The sequence below is a fragment of the Exiguobacterium sp. s189 genome, assembly GCF_018617615.1.
GTDB lineage: Bacteria > Bacillota > Bacilli > Exiguobacteriales > Exiguobacteriaceae > Exiguobacterium > Exiguobacterium aestuarii_A.
Genome location: NZ_JACSKM010000002.1, coordinates 178,354 through 193,594, shown reverse-complemented (window position 1 = coordinate 193,594; position 15,241 = coordinate 178,354). Strand labels below are relative to the sequence as shown.

Sequence of the window (15,241 nt, the reverse complement as noted above, 5' to 3'; positions counted from 1 at the left end):
ATCTGGATCATTCCACACTTCAAGAAAACGCTTTCATTATTTTTGTAAAACCCTTTCAAATTGAGCGTGTATCAGCTATACTTTTAAACGAATACGAGGTTAATTCTTGGGGGAGAATTGACAATTTAGGGGAGGAAACCTTCATGATTACGGATCAAGAAAAAGGTCATCAAAAACGAAAAAACATCTTGGAATCGACACAAGAGGTAATTCACGAAGCTTTAGATAAACTCGGCTATCCAGATGAGATGTACGAGTTGTTAAAAGAACCGCTTCGCATGCTGACCGTTCGGATCCCAGTTCGCATGGATGATGGCTCGACAAAAATCTTTACGGGTTATCGCGCTCAACATAACGATGCGGTCGGACCGACAAAAGGAGGAATTCGGTTCCACCCGAGCGTAACTGAAGTAGAAGTCAAAGCATTATCTGTATGGATGAGTTTAAAGGCGGGGATTGTTGACTTGCCATATGGTGGGGGGAAAGGCGGAATCGTCTGTGACCCACGTGAAATGAGTTTCCGTGAAATCGAACGATTGAGCCGCGGTTATGTGCGTGCCATCAGCCAAATCGTAGGACCGACAAAAGATATCCCTGCTCCGGACGTGTTCACGAACTCGCAAATCATGGCATGGATGATGGATGAGTATAGCCGAATCGATGAATTCAACTCACCAGGTTTTATTACAGGTAAACCGCTTGTACTTGGCGGTTCGCACGGTCGTGAAACTGCGACTGCGAAAGGTGTAGCCATCATGATTCGAGAGGCGGCACTCCGCCGTGGCATCGAACTGAAGGGTGCCCGTGTCGTTGTTCAAGGATTCGGGAACGCGGGTAGCTTCCTTTCGAAATTCATGTACGATGCCGGAGCAAAAGTGATTGCGGTCAGTGACGCGTATGGCGCGATCCATGACGAGAATGGCTTAGATATCCCTTACTTGTTAGACCGTCGTGATTCATTCGGTACGATTTCGACGCTCTTCAAAAACACGATTTCGAATAAAGAGATGTTAGAACTCGACTGTGACATTCTCGTGCCAGCTGCTATCGAGAATCAAATCACGGAAGATAATGCCGATGCCATTAAAGCTTCCATCGTAGTGGAAGCGGCGAACGGACCGACGACGAACGAAGCGACGAAAATCTTGACAGAGCGCGGGATTCTCCTCGTTCCGGACGTATTGGCATCAAGTGGCGGGGTCACGGTCTCTTACTTCGAATGGGTACAAAACAACCAAGGTTATTACTGGACGGAAGAAGAAGTCGAGGAAAAACTTGAAAAAGTACTCGTTCATTCGTTCAACACTGTTTACAACACATCTTCAGCCCGCAAAGTCGATATGCGTCTCGCTGCCTATATGGTCGGCGTACGTAAGATGGCGGAAGCGTCACGTTTCCGTGGTTGGGTTTAAATAAAAAAGTTCGGTCAACATGCGTTGACCGAACTTTTTTATACTTGAATACGATTCGCGATCGTGTCTGCGATGGCTTTCCCATGAAAGCGACCGTTTTCGATAAAAATCTTATTCGCATCGTTGCCGGCAGCGACAACACCAGCGATGAACAAATGCTCGACATTCGTTTCGAACGATTCCTCATCAAACGTCGGAACACCGCTCTCCTCATCGATTGTGATTCCCGCATTTTCAAAAAGATGATGATCTGGTTGATACCCCGTCATCGCGAGGACGTGATCGGCATACACGTGCTTCTCTTCCCCGTGTTGATGATAATAGACGCCGTCTTCGGTAATGTGATCGATTGTCGCTTCAAATTCCATTCGAACTTTCTCATGTCGAACGAGTGAATCGAAGTTAGGCAGAACCCATGGCTTCACGGAAGGACTATAGGAGTCACCGCGATAAAGCACTGTTACATATGCTCCAGCCTTTTCGAGTTCGATTGCCGCATCGACTGCAGAGTTCTTTCCACCGATGATAGTGACGTGTTGTCGATAGTACGGATGGGCCTCGTGGAAATAATGATGGACATGTTGTAACTCTTCACCAGGTACGTCGAGCATACGAGGACGTCCATAATATCCTGTGGCTAAAATCACATAATCTGCCTCACGAACGATCTCCCCACGACGCTCATGTCTTGACGTCACGACAAATCGTTTGTCGATTTTCTCGACTGATTCGACGGTCTCGAACGGATGGACGTTCAATCCCGTACGGGTGACGACTTCCCGATAGTAGACGAGTGCATCTTGTCGCCGTGGCTTCAAATCTTTGCAGATAAACGGGATGTCCCCGATCTCTAACAGGTTTGCAGATGAAAAGAACGTTTGATGGGTCGGATATCGATAGATTGCATCAACGATATTTCCTCGTTCAATTACCGTACAAGAAACCCCAATCTTCTCTAACTCGATGGCCGCTGATAGACCACATGGTCCAGCACCCACAATAATCGCTTGTTTATTCACTGAAAATCACCTCTTTGCTCATTGTAGGGAAGGGACTGCGGAAGCGCAAGGTTATTGCTGGAAACTAAAGCTATGCTCCATCACGGATTGAGAAGAGCCGGATTCGAGTTCCACGAGTAAACGCAGGCGAGCTTTTTGCGAATTTAGCCCGTTCGAGAAAATGATCCCCATCTCTTTCAATTGTTTCCCACCACCTGCATACCCGTATACGTCTTGGACGATTCCGTTAAAGCAACGGCTGACAATCACGACGGGAATTTCCTCGACCAAACGTTCAAGTGCCGGCAATAGTGTCGGTGGGACGTTTCCTTGCCCTAACACTTCGAGGACGAGTCCGTCGTATCCAAGTTCCATCACCGATTCGAGCAAATCAGGTTCCATTCCCGCAACGACTTTTAACACAGCTACCCGTTTTGAGATGGACGGAATCATTTTAGGCTGTCTCGTTGCCGGTTGACTATAGATGAGTACGTGATCCTTTGTGACCATACCCACGTTTCCGAAATGAACCGACTTAAACGTATCGACGGATGACGTATGTGTTTTTGTGACGTTGAAGGCCGAGTGTATCTCTCCGTTAAATACGACGAGTACGCCTTTTCCGCGAGCCGATTCACTCTTTGCGACCCGAAGAGCGGTAATTAAATTGAATTCACCGTCTGAACCGACTTCATTCGAGGAACGCATCGCTCCTGTCAAGACGATTGGTACAGGCGCACCGAGCGTAATCTGCAAGAAGTAAGCCGTTTCTTCAAGCGTATCTGTTCCATGTGTGATCACGACTCCGTCATACGTGTCCTGTGTCAACTCATGTTGAATGAATTGGGCTAGTTCAAGCATTTTGTCGGGTGTCATATGTGGAGATGGGATATTTGAGAAATGCTTCGTCGTAATGTGGGCGATGTCCGTCGCCTTCGGAAGTGTAGCGTCGATTGGGTTCACATCGCTCGGTTCGACGTGTCCTGTACCGGATTGAGACATGGCGATTGTACCGCCTGTGTGAATAAGTAATAAATGATTCATAAATGACCTCCTCATTATTTTTATGGATATTTCCATTTTCTAGGCGTTACACACTTTTTCTTTCAGACAATTCAGTGTATGCTAATGAGAGAAAGGAGAGATGCGTCATGATCGCAATCGCCTTGTCTGCGGTTGCACCAGGGCTTGCCCTTCTTTCCTACTTCTATCTTCGGCATGAATTGGAAGCAGAACCGCTCGGATATGTGATTCGTTCTTTCGTGGCCGGGGCCGTTCTCGTTTTCCCGATCATGTTTATCCAATATGCGTTCGTTGAAGAAGGGGTGCTGACTGGTCCGTTTTGGCAGGCATATGTCACCACTGCCTTACTCGAAGAGTTTTTTAAGTGGTTTATGATTTATTATACAATATATATACATAAAGTCTTTGATGATTACTACGACGGGATTCTCTATGCGGTCGCCTGCTCATTAGGCTTTGCGACGTTAGAGAATTTTTTATACTTATGGGTGTATGATTCATTAGAAATCGCGATTTGGCGCGCCATTTTACCTGTGAGCGGCCATGCATTGTTTGCGGTTGTCATGGGCTATTGCTTGGGGCGTGCCAAACATTCGGCACGTGAGCGGGTGTGGCTGTTTATGGCAGTCTTTTCTGCAACGGTTATCCACGGGACGTTTGATTTGATCTTGATTTTAGAACCGAATCATAAGTTGCCGGCCGTGCTCTATATCGTCATTTTATGGATGGTTGCACTTCTGCTTGTAAGAGCAGCCAATCTGTCCAATCGTCGTCAATTTAAATAAAGGGGAACATGCGTATGCTGAAAGAAGGACAAGAATTACGAATCGAATTAGAAGGACGGAATGAGGGGAAAACAAAGATTGCGGCCATTGTGGATCAAATCGTATGGATTGAATCACCAAGTGACATGACGACGCTCAAAACCTTCTTCTTACATGAAGAAGAAGAGATGCGTGTTTACTTTTTCAAAGGGGATAACCAATTGTTCGCATTTGATACGAAAGTTGCGAAGCGAATCAGTGATGCGCAGATGACAATTCGCTATGCTTTCAAGATGCCGGATGAAAAGAAAATCAAACGAATTCAACGACGTGAATATTTGCGCGTCCCTGAAATGATTGACGTGACAGTTGTTGCGGCGGATGGGGCAGACTTCGAGTCGTTTGAAACGACGTCGCTTGATGTATCGGCTGGCGGCATGAAAATTATTGCGAACCGTGCGCCTGTTGATATAAATGAATCACTCATCGTCGTGTTCCGAATTGAAGATGAGCAGGGTACGCCGCAACTCTTTCGTGTGAAGAGTCGTTTAGTACGTATACATAAACAAGAAGTGAAACAAGAGCTTTCTATGGCATTCGAAGATTTGACGCCTCGCGATCAGGAGACGATTTTACGATACTGTTTCCGCGTTCAACTAGAAGCGCGTAAGCGGACAGGGTCTGTATTTTCTTCAAGATAAAAAACTGTTATGATGTTCTCGGGATTATAGACCGAGAGGAGGAGGGTATCGGGCACACTCGATACCCGTTTTGTATGAAAAAATCGTTACAAATTGCTTTAGATGGACCGGCTGGTGCCGGGAAAAGTACAATCGCCAAGTCGTTGGCGAAACAATTGGGCTATGTCTATATAGACACAGGTGCGATTTATCGAGCAGTCACATATCGTGCTTTAAACGAAGAGATTAATCTTGAAGATGGTCCCGCACTTGCAAAGATGATCGAGAACATGTCGATTCGTCTCGTGCCATCTGAAGAAGGGCAACGTGTATTCGATGGCGAACAAGAAGTGACAGATGTCATTCGCTCTAGTGAAGTGACGAATAATGTGAGTTTTGTCGCCCGTCAATCGGAAGTACGGGATGCTTTGATGGATTTACAGCGTGATTTGGCGAAGCATGGCGGTGTCGTCATGGATGGGCGCGATATCGGCACGCACGTGTTGCCAAACGCAGACTTGAAAGTGTTCATGACCGCGTCAGTCGAAGAACGAGCACGCCGTCGTCATGAGGAAAATGTGTCAAAAGGAATCCCGAGTGATTACGAGCGGTTGAAGGAAGAAATCGCTCTTCGTGACAAACGTGATTCAGAGCGCGAGGTCGCGCCTCTCCGTCAAGCTGAAGATGCTCATTATCTCGATACGACGACGTTGTCGATTGATGGGGTCGTCTCGGCGATTGAACGATTAATTGAAGAGGTGAAAGCATGAGTAAACCGTTGAACAATGGTCCGTTTGGAATGTATCGGATGGCTAGGGCCGTCGTGAACATCATTCAACGCGCATCGTTTCGCGTCGAATTCATCGGACGCGAACATGTCCCAAAAGATGGGTCGATCCTCGTCTGTTCGAACCACCAGTCAAACTGGGACCCGGTCCTTCTCGCATGTGCGATTCCGAAAGAACGTCCATTACGATTCTTTGCGAAAAAAGAACTTTTCAGCGTTCCTGTATTGAAGCATATTTTGAATCGTGCGGGACAAATTCCTGTATCGCGTGGGGAAGGTGACCGTCAGGCGCTACGAGTTGTTCTTCAAAAGCTAAAAGAAGATGAGGTCATCTCGATTTTCCCTGAGGGTACACGTTCAAAAGATGGGACGTTAGGAAAGGCGCAAGCCGGGGTTGGTTTCTTTGCGATGCGTTCAGACGCGCACATTTTACCGATTGCCATCATCGGTAGATATAAGTTTCGTGCGAAATTGCGTGTTGTCATTGGAAAGCCGATTGATTTGACTCCTTTGAAGGAACGTAAGGCAAACGCACAAGAGGCGGCTGACTTAATCATGGATACAATTGCCGACCTCTATTTGAAACATTCATTCACGAAGTAATTATAGGTTTGAGGAATTGAGGTTTAAACTTCTTTCAATAGAGGTACAATCTTCATAACGCCTTGACAAATTCTCGGAATTATAAGAGATTTATACTAGGTGTAAGCGCCTCAGGGCGCTCCTTTTTGTACTCATCGTGAGGGGGTAGTGTTGGAATGGTCGAAGAAATGAAAGATATGCCTGATTTTGAAATTAATCGTGGTCAAATTGTGACAGGAACAGTTGTCAAAATCGAGGACAAGCAAGCGCTGATCGATATCGGTTATAAAACCGAAGCGATTTTGCCAATTAGCGAAGTATCAAGCATGCATCTAGACGATTTAAACGAATCACTCCAAGTGAACGACGAGATTCGTGTCAAAGTTAAAAAAGTCACGGACGAAGAAGTGGTCGTTTCGAAAAAAGACGTCGATGCTGAAGCAGCATGGGATCGAATTGTCGAGAAATTCGAATCGGGCGAAGTGTTTGAAGTGATGGTGAAAGATAAGGTCAAAGGTGGCCTAGTCGTCGATATCGGAATCCGTGGATTTATCCCGGCATCTCTTGTCGAAAGTCACTTTGTCGAAGACTTCTCGTCTTATTTAAACAAACCAATTACCGTAAAAGTCGTCGAGATTGATCGCGAAAAAAATCGCGTCATCTTGTCACATAAAGCAGTTGTCGAAGCAGAAATGAGTGCCAAGAAATCAGAGACGCTTGAATCGCTCGAAGTCGGTCAAGTGATCGAAGGAACGGTTCAACGTTTGACGGACTTCGGTGCGTTCGTTGATATCGGCGGTGTGGACGGTCTCGTCCATATCTCAGAAATGGCGCACAGCCGTGTTGAGAAGCCGAGCGATGTCGTAACAGAAGGCGACCGCGTCAAAGTGAAAGTCCTTGGTCTCGACTTGGATAATGAAAAAGTGAAACTCTCGATTAAAGAGACACAACCAGGTCCGTGGGAAACGATTGAAGGGAAAATTCAACCGGGTGATGTGATCGAAGGAACTGTCAAACGTCTTGTGACGTTCGGTGCTTTTGTTGAGGTCGCACCACAAGTGGAAGGACTCCTTCATATCTCGCAAATCGCGAACCGTCACATCGCAACGCCATCTGAAGTGTTATCAGAAGGCCAAGAAGTGAAAGTCAAAGTATTAGATGTTCATCTCGATGATAAGAAAATCTCATTGTCGATGCGTGCACTCGAATCATCTGAACCGACTCGTCAAGATGATGATCAAGCATTACTCGACGAATACAGCGACCAAGGAGGATTCTCTGTCTCTGAACTGACAGGTGATGAATCTTCGGACGACTCTAAATAAGATGATCGTTCAAGCGGGAGTCAGGCTCCCGCTTCTTTTTGTATGGTCACTTAATTTTGCCTGTGATATGATAGGTAAGTTGCGTTTCGAAATGTTGAAATGATGAAATTTTGATAGAAAGATTAGTGAGGTGTTGTTATGGGAATTCCAGCAGTGGCCATCGTTGGCCGCCCGAATATCGGGAAATCCACAATTTTTAACCGCATCATCGGAGATCGTGTCTCAATCGTCGATGATAAACCAGGTGTCACACGTGATCGTATTTATGGTACAGGAGAGTGGCTCAACCGTAAGTTCCATTTGATTGATACAGGTGGGATCGAAGTAGGAGACGAGCCATTGCTCGTACAAATGCGTCATCAGGCTGAACTTGCCATCGATGAGGCGGATGTCATTATCTTCATGGTGAACGGTCGCGAAGGTATCACAGCAGCCGATGAAGAAGTAGCGAACTTGTTGTTCCGTTCGAATAAACCGATTGTCCTTGCCGTCAACAAAGTGGATAACTTTGAAATGAGAGATCTCATGTATGAGTTCTATTCACTAGGATTCGGCGATCCGTTCCCGATTTCGGGTACACACGGGTTAGGACTTGGTGACTTGTTGGACCAAGTGTTCGAACTTGCTCCTGAAAAGGATGAATTTGAATACAACGAAGACGTCATTCAGTTCTCGTTGATTGGTCGTCCAAACGTCGGGAAGTCTAGTTTGACGAACTCGATCCTTGGTGAAGATCGTGTCATCGTGTCAAACATCGCTGGAACGACTCGCGATGCGATCGATACACCGTTCACACGTGACGGACAAGAGTACGTCATCATCGATACGGCTGGTATGCGCAAACGCGGAAAAGTATACGAATCGACAGAACGTTACAGCGTCATGCGCGCGCAAAAGGCGATTGAACGCTCGAACGTCGTCCTCGTCGTCCTCGATGGTGAAGAAGGAATCATCGAACAAGACAAACGTGTTGCTGGTCTCGCCCATGAAGCCGGGAAAGCGATTGTCATCGTCGTCAACAAGTGGGATGCAGTCGAAAAAGATGATAAGACGATGAAGAAGATGGAAGAGGAAATTCGCAAAGAATTCTTGTTCCTTGATTATGCACCGATTGTCTTCTTGTCGGCACTTACGTCGAAACGGTTGCAAACATTGTTGCCTGTCATCAAGCAAGTGGCAGAAACACATCGTCGTCGGATCTCGACGAGCGTATTGAACGATGTCATCGTCGATGCGGTCGCGATGAACCCGACACCGACAGATAAAGGACAACGTTTGAAGATCAACTACGCGACTCAAGTTGCCATCGAGCCGCCGACGTTCGTCTTGTTCGTCAACGATCCTGAATTGTTGCATTTCTCGTATAAACGTTATCTAGATAATCAAATCCGTAAAGCATTTGACTTCACCGGGACGCCGATTCATATCGTGGCTCGTCAGAAAAACTAATAACGGGGGTGCCACTTATGGCAAATGTAGCTGTCATTGGAGCGGGAAGTTGGGGAACGGCCATCTCGCTCGTATTAGCGGATAATGGTCATGACGTCCTGCTCTACGGACGTGAACAAGAGCATGTGGACGAGATCAATTCGTCTCATACAAACTCGTTTTATTTGAAAGACGCACCGTTACCGGAATCGATTCGGGCCACGACAGATTTGAAGGAAGCGCTCGACGGACGCAACATCGTCTTCCTTGTCGTCCCAAGCTCGGCGATTCGTCCTGTCTCGAAACAGTTGAACACCATGTTGAAGGAACCGGTCACCATCGTTCATGCCGCAAAAGGGATTGAACCGAAAACGCACAAACGCCTTTCGGAGATCATTGCGGAAGAAATCGACCCGTCGAAACGTCGGGCTATCGGTGTCTTGACTGGGCCGACTCACGCTGAAGAAGTTGCAGTGCGGAAACCGACGACAATCACGATTGCTTGTGAGGACCTCGATGTCGCTGACGAAGTGCAGGAGCTGCTTACAAACGATCAATTCCGTGTCTACTTGAACTCGGATGTCGTCGGTGCCGAGTATGGCGGGGCGCTTAAAAATATTATCGCTCTTGCTGCAGGTATGACCGACGGACTTGGTTATGGGGACAATGCAAAAGCTGCCCTCATGACACGTGGGATTGTGGAAATTGCTCGACTTGGAGTGAAGCTCGGAGCAAATCCGGCCTCTTTCTCTGGATTGACAGGAATCGGGGATTTGATTGTGACAGCGACGTCGCAACATAGCCGAAACTGGCGGGCCGGCAATGCGATCGGACGCGGCGAAAAGCTTGAAGACGTTCTTGGAAACATGGGAATGGTCGTCGAGGGTGTCCGTGCCTGTGAGGCAGCACACTCGCTCGCGAAAGAAGCGGGCGTCGAAATGCCGATCACGGAAGCGCTCTATAACGTGCTATTTGAAGAAAAGAGTCCTCATGATGAAGTGAAAAAACTTATGAGACGCCCACAAAAGCATGAGATGGAACAAGTATTTCATTTTGAAGAATAATACTTTGGAGAGGAGCTGACGTTTTCGTTCAGTTCCTCGCTTTTTTTTGCTACACTTGAAGTCTGGAGAACATAGAGAAAGTAGGGGGATAGACGTGACACCGTCACTCATCAAAATGTGGATTTCATTTGCGGGGATTGGTGCTTTTGCCATCGCTGCACTGATGGTCGCCATCAGTCACACGAAACTGACCGGATGGTTTGCGACACTTGTGCGCCTGATTGCGTTCATCATTTTCTTATTTGGGACAGTTATTATGATTTTTGTCGTCGTCTCAGGACCGACGGGAGGATAGACCATGAAAAAGAGCATTATCGCTGTTAGCGTACTGTTAACGACTTTGTTGGCAGGATGCATGTTTCCGGACTCGGAACGAGCTAACAATATTCCGTATGAAGACCAATTGAATACCGTACAAAGTGCGGTCGATGCATATCGTGAACAATCTGGCGTCTTGCCCATTAAAACAAAACCAGCGGAAACGCCGCTCATGGAGCGTTATCCAATCGAGTTTGCCCGTCTCGTACCGGGATATTTAGCAGACCCTCCAGGGAATAGCTTTGAGGGCGGTGGGTTGTTCCAGTATATTCTCGTCGATGTCGAAACGGAACCGACCGTCAAATTGATTGATTTGCGTGTATCGGAGCGTCTTCAACAGCTTCAGACAAACATTAATGCGTTTCGGGCAAAAGAAGGGAAGTTTCCGTTCGATGGCTCGCTCGGAAAAAACCAGTTCACGCTCGATTACGACAAAATATTTGTCACAGAAGAGCCGGTCATCCCAAGTCCGTTCTCGGATCGTGAACTTCCAATCTACGTAGACGGTACCGGACAACTATTTGTGGACTATCGAGAAGACGTGAAAGAAGCGCTTCGAAATACGGATGAGTCGCCAGAAATCGGCGAAGACATTCGTTATTTGCTGTATGAAGACGCTCCATTCGCCCCTGCTTATTCACAAGGCTATACAATAGATGAACAAGGAGAAGTTGTTTTTTTAAACAACTGAGCTTGTTTTGATGGTGAATGTCGTGAATTCACGCAAAAAATGTTGTCATATCAACGTTTGTACGATATGATTAATCCCGTAAACTCCTAGTGAGAGGAGGTGAATCGTGATGAACAAAACTGAATTGATCCAAGCAGTAGCGGAGAAAGCAAATGTTTCGAAAAAAGAAGCTACAGTAGTTGTAGAAGCTACTTTCGAATCTATCACTGAAGCACTCCAAAACGGTGAAAAAATTCAATTGATCGGTTTTGGTACTTTTGAAGTTCGTGAACGTGCTGCCCGTAAAGGTCGTAACCCACGTACAAAAGAAGATATCGAAATCCCAGCGAGCAAAGTTCCTGCATTTAAAGCAGGTAAAGCGCTCAAAGATGCGGTCAAGTAATCTGCAATACATAAGTCGCCGAAAGGCGGCTTTTTTGTTTCGTTTGCGAGTTCGAATGACGTGAATGTGACAAAAATGTGCTATACTATGTCAGAATGACAATGAAGTGGACGAGGGGGGATAGCATGGAACAGTTGACAAATGAATTCGTTGTCACAGACCTTGCTCGTCAAATCCAACAACGTATGAATCATCCCTATTTGACGAAACACGAGGTTGTACCAGCGGTCGACATGCTGTTGCTTCGTTGGATGGTCGAGATGATTGATTTGGAATCGATTGAGCATCGACAACTCGTGATGGCAACTTATTTCGCTCATCAGGCGCTCGAATTACATGATCAAGTGAACAGTAGTCCGAAAGGGTCGCTAGAGCGCCAATTAAAAGTGCTCGCGGGCGATTTTGCCTCGGCTCAGTTTTATAAAATCTTGACGGCTTTCCCAGCGTCGTATAGCGATCGATTCGGACAGTCTGTACAACGTGTCAATGCTGCAAAATGTACATTACTGCTCGATAAAAACGTCTCGATGAACATTTGGATCGAAGCGAACGTCGGATTGATTCAAACACTTTCCGAACTGATTGAACAACCTTATTTGACAACAAGTGGGAAACGAATGATTGATAAGAAAGCGACAGCGCTCAGACAGGACCAAAAGGAGCAGCTTCACACGTTGCTCGCGCACGCGGTCGCTTAGAACGGAAAGGATGTTACGCGTTGCAACCGATAGAAAAAGAGCAAAAAGTATACGAAGTATTTCAGTCCATTTCTCCGAGCTACGATACGATGAACTCGATTATCAGCTTCCGACTTCACAAATGGTGGCGTCGGACAACGATGAAGAAAATGAACGTCTTTCCGGGGGCTAAATGTTTAGATGTTTGTTGTGGCACAGCCGACTGGACGATTCAATTGGCTGAAGCTGCAGGGAATACGGGGGTCGTCAAAGGTCTCGACTTTTCAGAGAATATGTTGAAAGTGGGAGAGGAAAAAGTAAAATCAATGCCGACGATTGAATTACTACACGGAAATGCGATGGCGCTACCGTTTGGGGATCATTCGTTCGATTACGTCACAATCGGATTTGGACTGCGGAACGTTCCGGATTATATGACGGTTTTGCGTGAAATGCATCGCGTCTTAAAACCGGGTGGGACGGTCGTCTGTCTTGAAACGAGTCAACCGACGGCACCCGTCTTTAAAGAATTGTATCGATTCTACTTTGGGACCGTCATGCCTCTGTTCGGAAAAGTATTCGCCGGATCATACGACCAATACAAATGGTTACAAGAATCGACCGATCAGTTTCCTGACCGTCTGGCGCTTAAACGCATGTTTGAAGATGCCGGGTTCGAACAAGTCGAAGTGAAGACATTCTCCGGAGGTGCATGTGCCATGCATCTAGGAAAGAAGTGGTGAAACATGTCTTTGAAGCGACTTTACCGTCACATGAACCGAGAGATTGATCAAATCGATCAATTTTTATCAACTCGAGTCAGGACGGACCACCCTGTTATTGAATCGGCATCTCGCCAACTACTCGATGCTGGTGGTAAACGCATCCGACCAGCTTTCGTTTTATTGAGCGCGGGATTCGGTGAGACGAAAGATATCCGTTTGACGAAAGTTGCCTCAAGTCTTGAGTTGATTCATATGGCATCGCTCGTTCATGACGATGTCATCGATGATGCGATGCTGCGTCGGGGGAAACCGACCGTCATGGAGCGTTATGATGAGACCGTTGCGATGTATACCGGAAATACGTTATTTGGAGAGGCGATTCGTCTCGTATCCGAAATCGATTCCCCGGAAGTGATGCGAATCATGGCGGACACGATGGAACGAATTTGTGTCGGCGAAATCAATCAAATCCAAGATCAATATGACTGGGGTCAATCACCTAAGCGATATTTAGATCGAATTGCACGAAAGACAGCCCTTTTGATTGAGACGAGTTGTGCGGCAGGTGCTGTTATTTCAGGGGCGTCACCTCAAGTCGTCAAACAGCTAAGCCTATTCGGATACGACATTGGGATGGCATTCCAAATGACCGATGACTTACTCGATTTCACGGCAAAGAGTTTCCAACTCGGGAAACCGGTCGGAGAAGATTTAAGGCATGGGCATAAGACATTGCCGCTGCTCTATTCATCGGAGGACCCGACCTTTTACGAGCGTCTCCGTCAAGTGAGTGCATCGACAGACATGGAGAAGACGAAATCACTTGTTCGTGAAGTGCAACGAAATGGAACGTTAGAACGAAGCCAACGCACGATTGACCGATACGTTGAACGCGCCATCCGACGACTCGATGGGTTGCCAGATGTGCCTGACAAACGATCTTTGATTGAAATCGCTCAATATATCGGGAAGCGTAAATGGTAAATGCCCATGTAACCCCTTTCAAAAATGTGCAGGAGCGTGTACACTAAATACGTACAACGTACACATTTATTGACTTAGGGGGATTTGGGGAATGGAAAAGACATTTTTAATGGTTAAACCGGATGGGGTAAAACGTGGATTGATTGGGGAAATCATCTCACGCTTTGAAAACAAAGGATATACATTGAACCGTCTCGAAATGGTGACACCGTCAGTTGAGGTCGCAGAGGCACACTATGCAGAGCATAAAGAAAAGCCGTTCTTTGGTGAATTGGTTGAGTTTTTGACTTCTGGTCCGGTCGTCGCGATGGAATGGGAAGGGGAAGACATCGTAGCCGTCTCTCGTCTCATGATCGGGAAGACAAAGCCGCTTGATGCACAACCTGGAACGATTCGTGGTGATTTTGCATCGACGATGTCACAAAACGTAATTCATGGTTCTGATAGTGTGGACAGCGCGGAGCGCGAATTGGCACTTTGGTTCGCAGGAGTTGCCTCACACGTTTCATGACTTTTCGAAGGGACGGGGAAACCTGTCCTTTTTTTGATTCCCTTTTAAAAGCATGTGGTCAGAAGAAAGAGGAAATGAGAAAGAATTGAGGTTGAAATTGGTGATGAATGATTATGCCATCTTCGTAAAAAAGTTTTATATCAAGTCTGGAATTGACTTGAATTTATATAAAGAGGCGCAGATGAAGCGTCGGATGGTCGCCTTACGCGAAAAGAAGGGATACGCGTCGTTCCTTGAATACTTAAAGGCGATGGATACAGATCGCCAGCTCTATGAAGAGTTCCTTGACAGAATGACGATTAACGTGAGTGAGTTTTATCGCAATCCGATACGTTGGCAACAGCTTGAAGAAGATATCCTGCCTCACTTGATTCGTTCGAGTCAAGGGAAGCTCCGCGTGTGGAGTGCAGCGTGCTCGACAGGAGAAGAACCTTATTCACTCGCCATGCTGTTGTCTAAACATCTGGCACCTTCTCAATTTTCCATTATGGCCACTGATTTAGATGATCTCGTCATTGAAAAGGCGAAACAAGGGAAGTATCACGAACGTGCACTGATCGACTTGCCAGATGAGTTTAAAAACCGATACTTTACGCGTCGTGGAGACGACTATTTCATTTCGGATGAAATCAAACAACTCGTGACGTTTAAAAAACACAATCTACTAGCGGACGTGTATGAACGGAACTTTGATTTGATTGTCTGTCGAAACGTATTGATTTACTTTACGGAAGAAGCGAAAGAAAAAGTATATACGTCGTTTCAACGTGCCCTTCGTCCAGGAGGAATCTTGTTTGTCGGTGGAACCGAACAAATCTTCCAGCCGAAGCGTTACGGCTATGCGATGAAACAAAGCTTCTTTTACGAAAAAATAGATGGATGAGGTGAAC

At 46.4% G+C, this 15,241-nt stretch carries 18 protein-coding genes; 16 read left to right on the top strand and 2 right to left on the bottom strand.

Annotation, left to right across the window (positions count from 1 at the left end; all coding sequences use genetic code 11):
- Positions 1-143 precede the first annotated feature (143 nt).
- Positions 144-1,412, top strand: coding sequence for a Glu/Leu/Phe/Val family dehydrogenase (locus KNO99_RS03795; RefSeq protein ID WP_015881453.1), 1,269 nt, complete (start codon positions 144-146; stop codon positions 1,410-1,412).
- 38 nt (positions 1,413-1,450) lie between these two features.
- Here KNO99_RS03795 and KNO99_RS03790 read toward each other — a convergent pair whose 3' ends face one another.
- Positions 1,451-2,431, bottom strand: coding sequence for a YpdA family putative bacillithiol disulfide reductase (locus KNO99_RS03790; RefSeq protein ID WP_214745391.1), 981 nt, complete (start codon positions 2,429-2,431; stop codon positions 1,451-1,453).
- A 51-nt stretch (positions 2,432-2,482) separates the two neighbouring features.
- Positions 2,483-3,454, bottom strand: coding sequence for an asparaginase (locus KNO99_RS03785; protein ID WP_214745390.1), 972 nt, complete (start codon positions 3,452-3,454; stop codon positions 2,483-2,485).
- 107 nt (positions 3,455-3,561) lie between these two features.
- Between KNO99_RS03785 and prsW the strand changes: the two genes are divergently transcribed.
- The 15 genes from prsW (at position 3,562) to KNO99_RS03710 (ending at position 15,234) form a co-directional block, all read left to right on the top strand.
- On the top strand, positions 3,562-4,218 hold the full coding sequence (gene prsW, locus KNO99_RS03780) for a glutamic-type intramembrane protease PrsW (protein WP_074034642.1): 657 nt from the start codon (positions 3,562-3,564) through the stop codon (positions 4,216-4,218).
- Positions 4,219-4,232: 14 nt separating this feature from the next.
- On the top strand, positions 4,233-4,898 hold the full coding sequence (locus KNO99_RS03775) for a flagellar brake protein (RefSeq protein WP_214745388.1): 666 nt from the start codon (positions 4,233-4,235) through the stop codon (positions 4,896-4,898).
- 74 nt (positions 4,899-4,972) lie between these two features.
- Complete coding sequence (gene cmk / locus KNO99_RS03770; RefSeq protein ID WP_214691861.1) at positions 4,973-5,647, top strand: (d)CMP kinase; 675 nt, start codon at positions 4,973-4,975, stop codon at positions 5,645-5,647.
- A complete protein-coding gene (locus tag KNO99_RS03765; RefSeq protein ID WP_251130938.1) occupies positions 5,644-6,267 on the top strand; it encodes a lysophospholipid acyltransferase family protein in 624 nt (207 codons plus the stop codon). The genes cmk and KNO99_RS03765 overlap by 4 nt, the downstream gene beginning before the upstream one ends.
- A gap of 155 nt (positions 6,268-6,422) precedes the next feature.
- Positions 6,423-7,571, top strand: coding sequence for a 30S ribosomal protein S1 (gene rpsA / locus KNO99_RS03760; protein ID WP_214691862.1), 1,149 nt, complete (start codon positions 6,423-6,425; stop codon positions 7,569-7,571).
- 138 nt (positions 7,572-7,709) lie between these two features.
- Positions 7,710-9,020: a ribosome biogenesis GTPase Der gene (gene der, locus KNO99_RS03755; protein WP_214691863.1), complete on the top strand. Its 1,311-nt coding sequence runs from the start codon at positions 7,710-7,712 to the stop codon at positions 9,018-9,020.
- Positions 9,021-9,037: 17 nt separating this feature from the next.
- A complete protein-coding gene (locus tag KNO99_RS03750; RefSeq protein ID WP_214745386.1) occupies positions 9,038-10,063 on the top strand; it encodes an NAD(P)H-dependent glycerol-3-phosphate dehydrogenase in 1,026 nt (341 codons plus the stop codon).
- Between the two features lie 94 nt (positions 10,064-10,157).
- Positions 10,158-10,358 carry a DUF2768 family protein gene (locus tag KNO99_RS03745; protein WP_074034636.1) on the top strand — a complete coding sequence of 67 codons (201 nt, stop codon included), beginning with the start codon at positions 10,158-10,160 and terminating at the stop codon, positions 10,356-10,358.
- Positions 10,359-10,361: 3 nt separating this feature from the next.
- Positions 10,362-11,072 (top strand): hypothetical protein, encoded by a 711-nt coding sequence (locus tag KNO99_RS03740; RefSeq protein WP_214745384.1) that lies wholly within the window; start codon positions 10,362-10,364, stop codon positions 11,070-11,072.
- Between the two features lie 109 nt (positions 11,073-11,181).
- On the top strand, positions 11,182-11,454 hold the full coding sequence (locus KNO99_RS03735) for an HU family DNA-binding protein (protein ID WP_074034634.1): 273 nt from the start codon (positions 11,182-11,184) through the stop codon (positions 11,452-11,454).
- Between the two features lie 125 nt (positions 11,455-11,579).
- On the top strand, positions 11,580-12,152 hold the full coding sequence (locus KNO99_RS03730) for a heptaprenyl diphosphate synthase component 1 (protein WP_214745382.1): 573 nt from the start codon (positions 11,580-11,582) through the stop codon (positions 12,150-12,152).
- Positions 12,153-12,172: 20 nt separating this feature from the next.
- Complete coding sequence (locus tag KNO99_RS03725) at positions 12,173-12,874, top strand: demethylmenaquinone methyltransferase (RefSeq protein ID WP_214745380.1); 702 nt, start codon at positions 12,173-12,175, stop codon at positions 12,872-12,874.
- 3 nt (positions 12,875-12,877) lie between these two features.
- Positions 12,878-13,840: a polyprenyl synthetase family protein gene (locus KNO99_RS03720; protein WP_214745378.1), complete on the top strand. Its 963-nt coding sequence runs from the start codon at positions 12,878-12,880 to the stop codon at positions 13,838-13,840.
- A 91-nt stretch (positions 13,841-13,931) separates the two neighbouring features.
- Positions 13,932-14,351 (top strand): nucleoside-diphosphate kinase, encoded by a 420-nt coding sequence (gene ndk, locus KNO99_RS03715; protein ID WP_214691868.1) that lies wholly within the window; start codon positions 13,932-13,934, stop codon positions 14,349-14,351.
- Between the two features lie 103 nt (positions 14,352-14,454).
- Positions 14,455-15,234 (top strand): CheR family methyltransferase, encoded by a 780-nt coding sequence (locus KNO99_RS03710; RefSeq protein ID WP_214745376.1) that lies wholly within the window; start codon positions 14,455-14,457, stop codon positions 15,232-15,234.
- Positions 15,235-15,241: the final 7 nt, after the last annotated feature.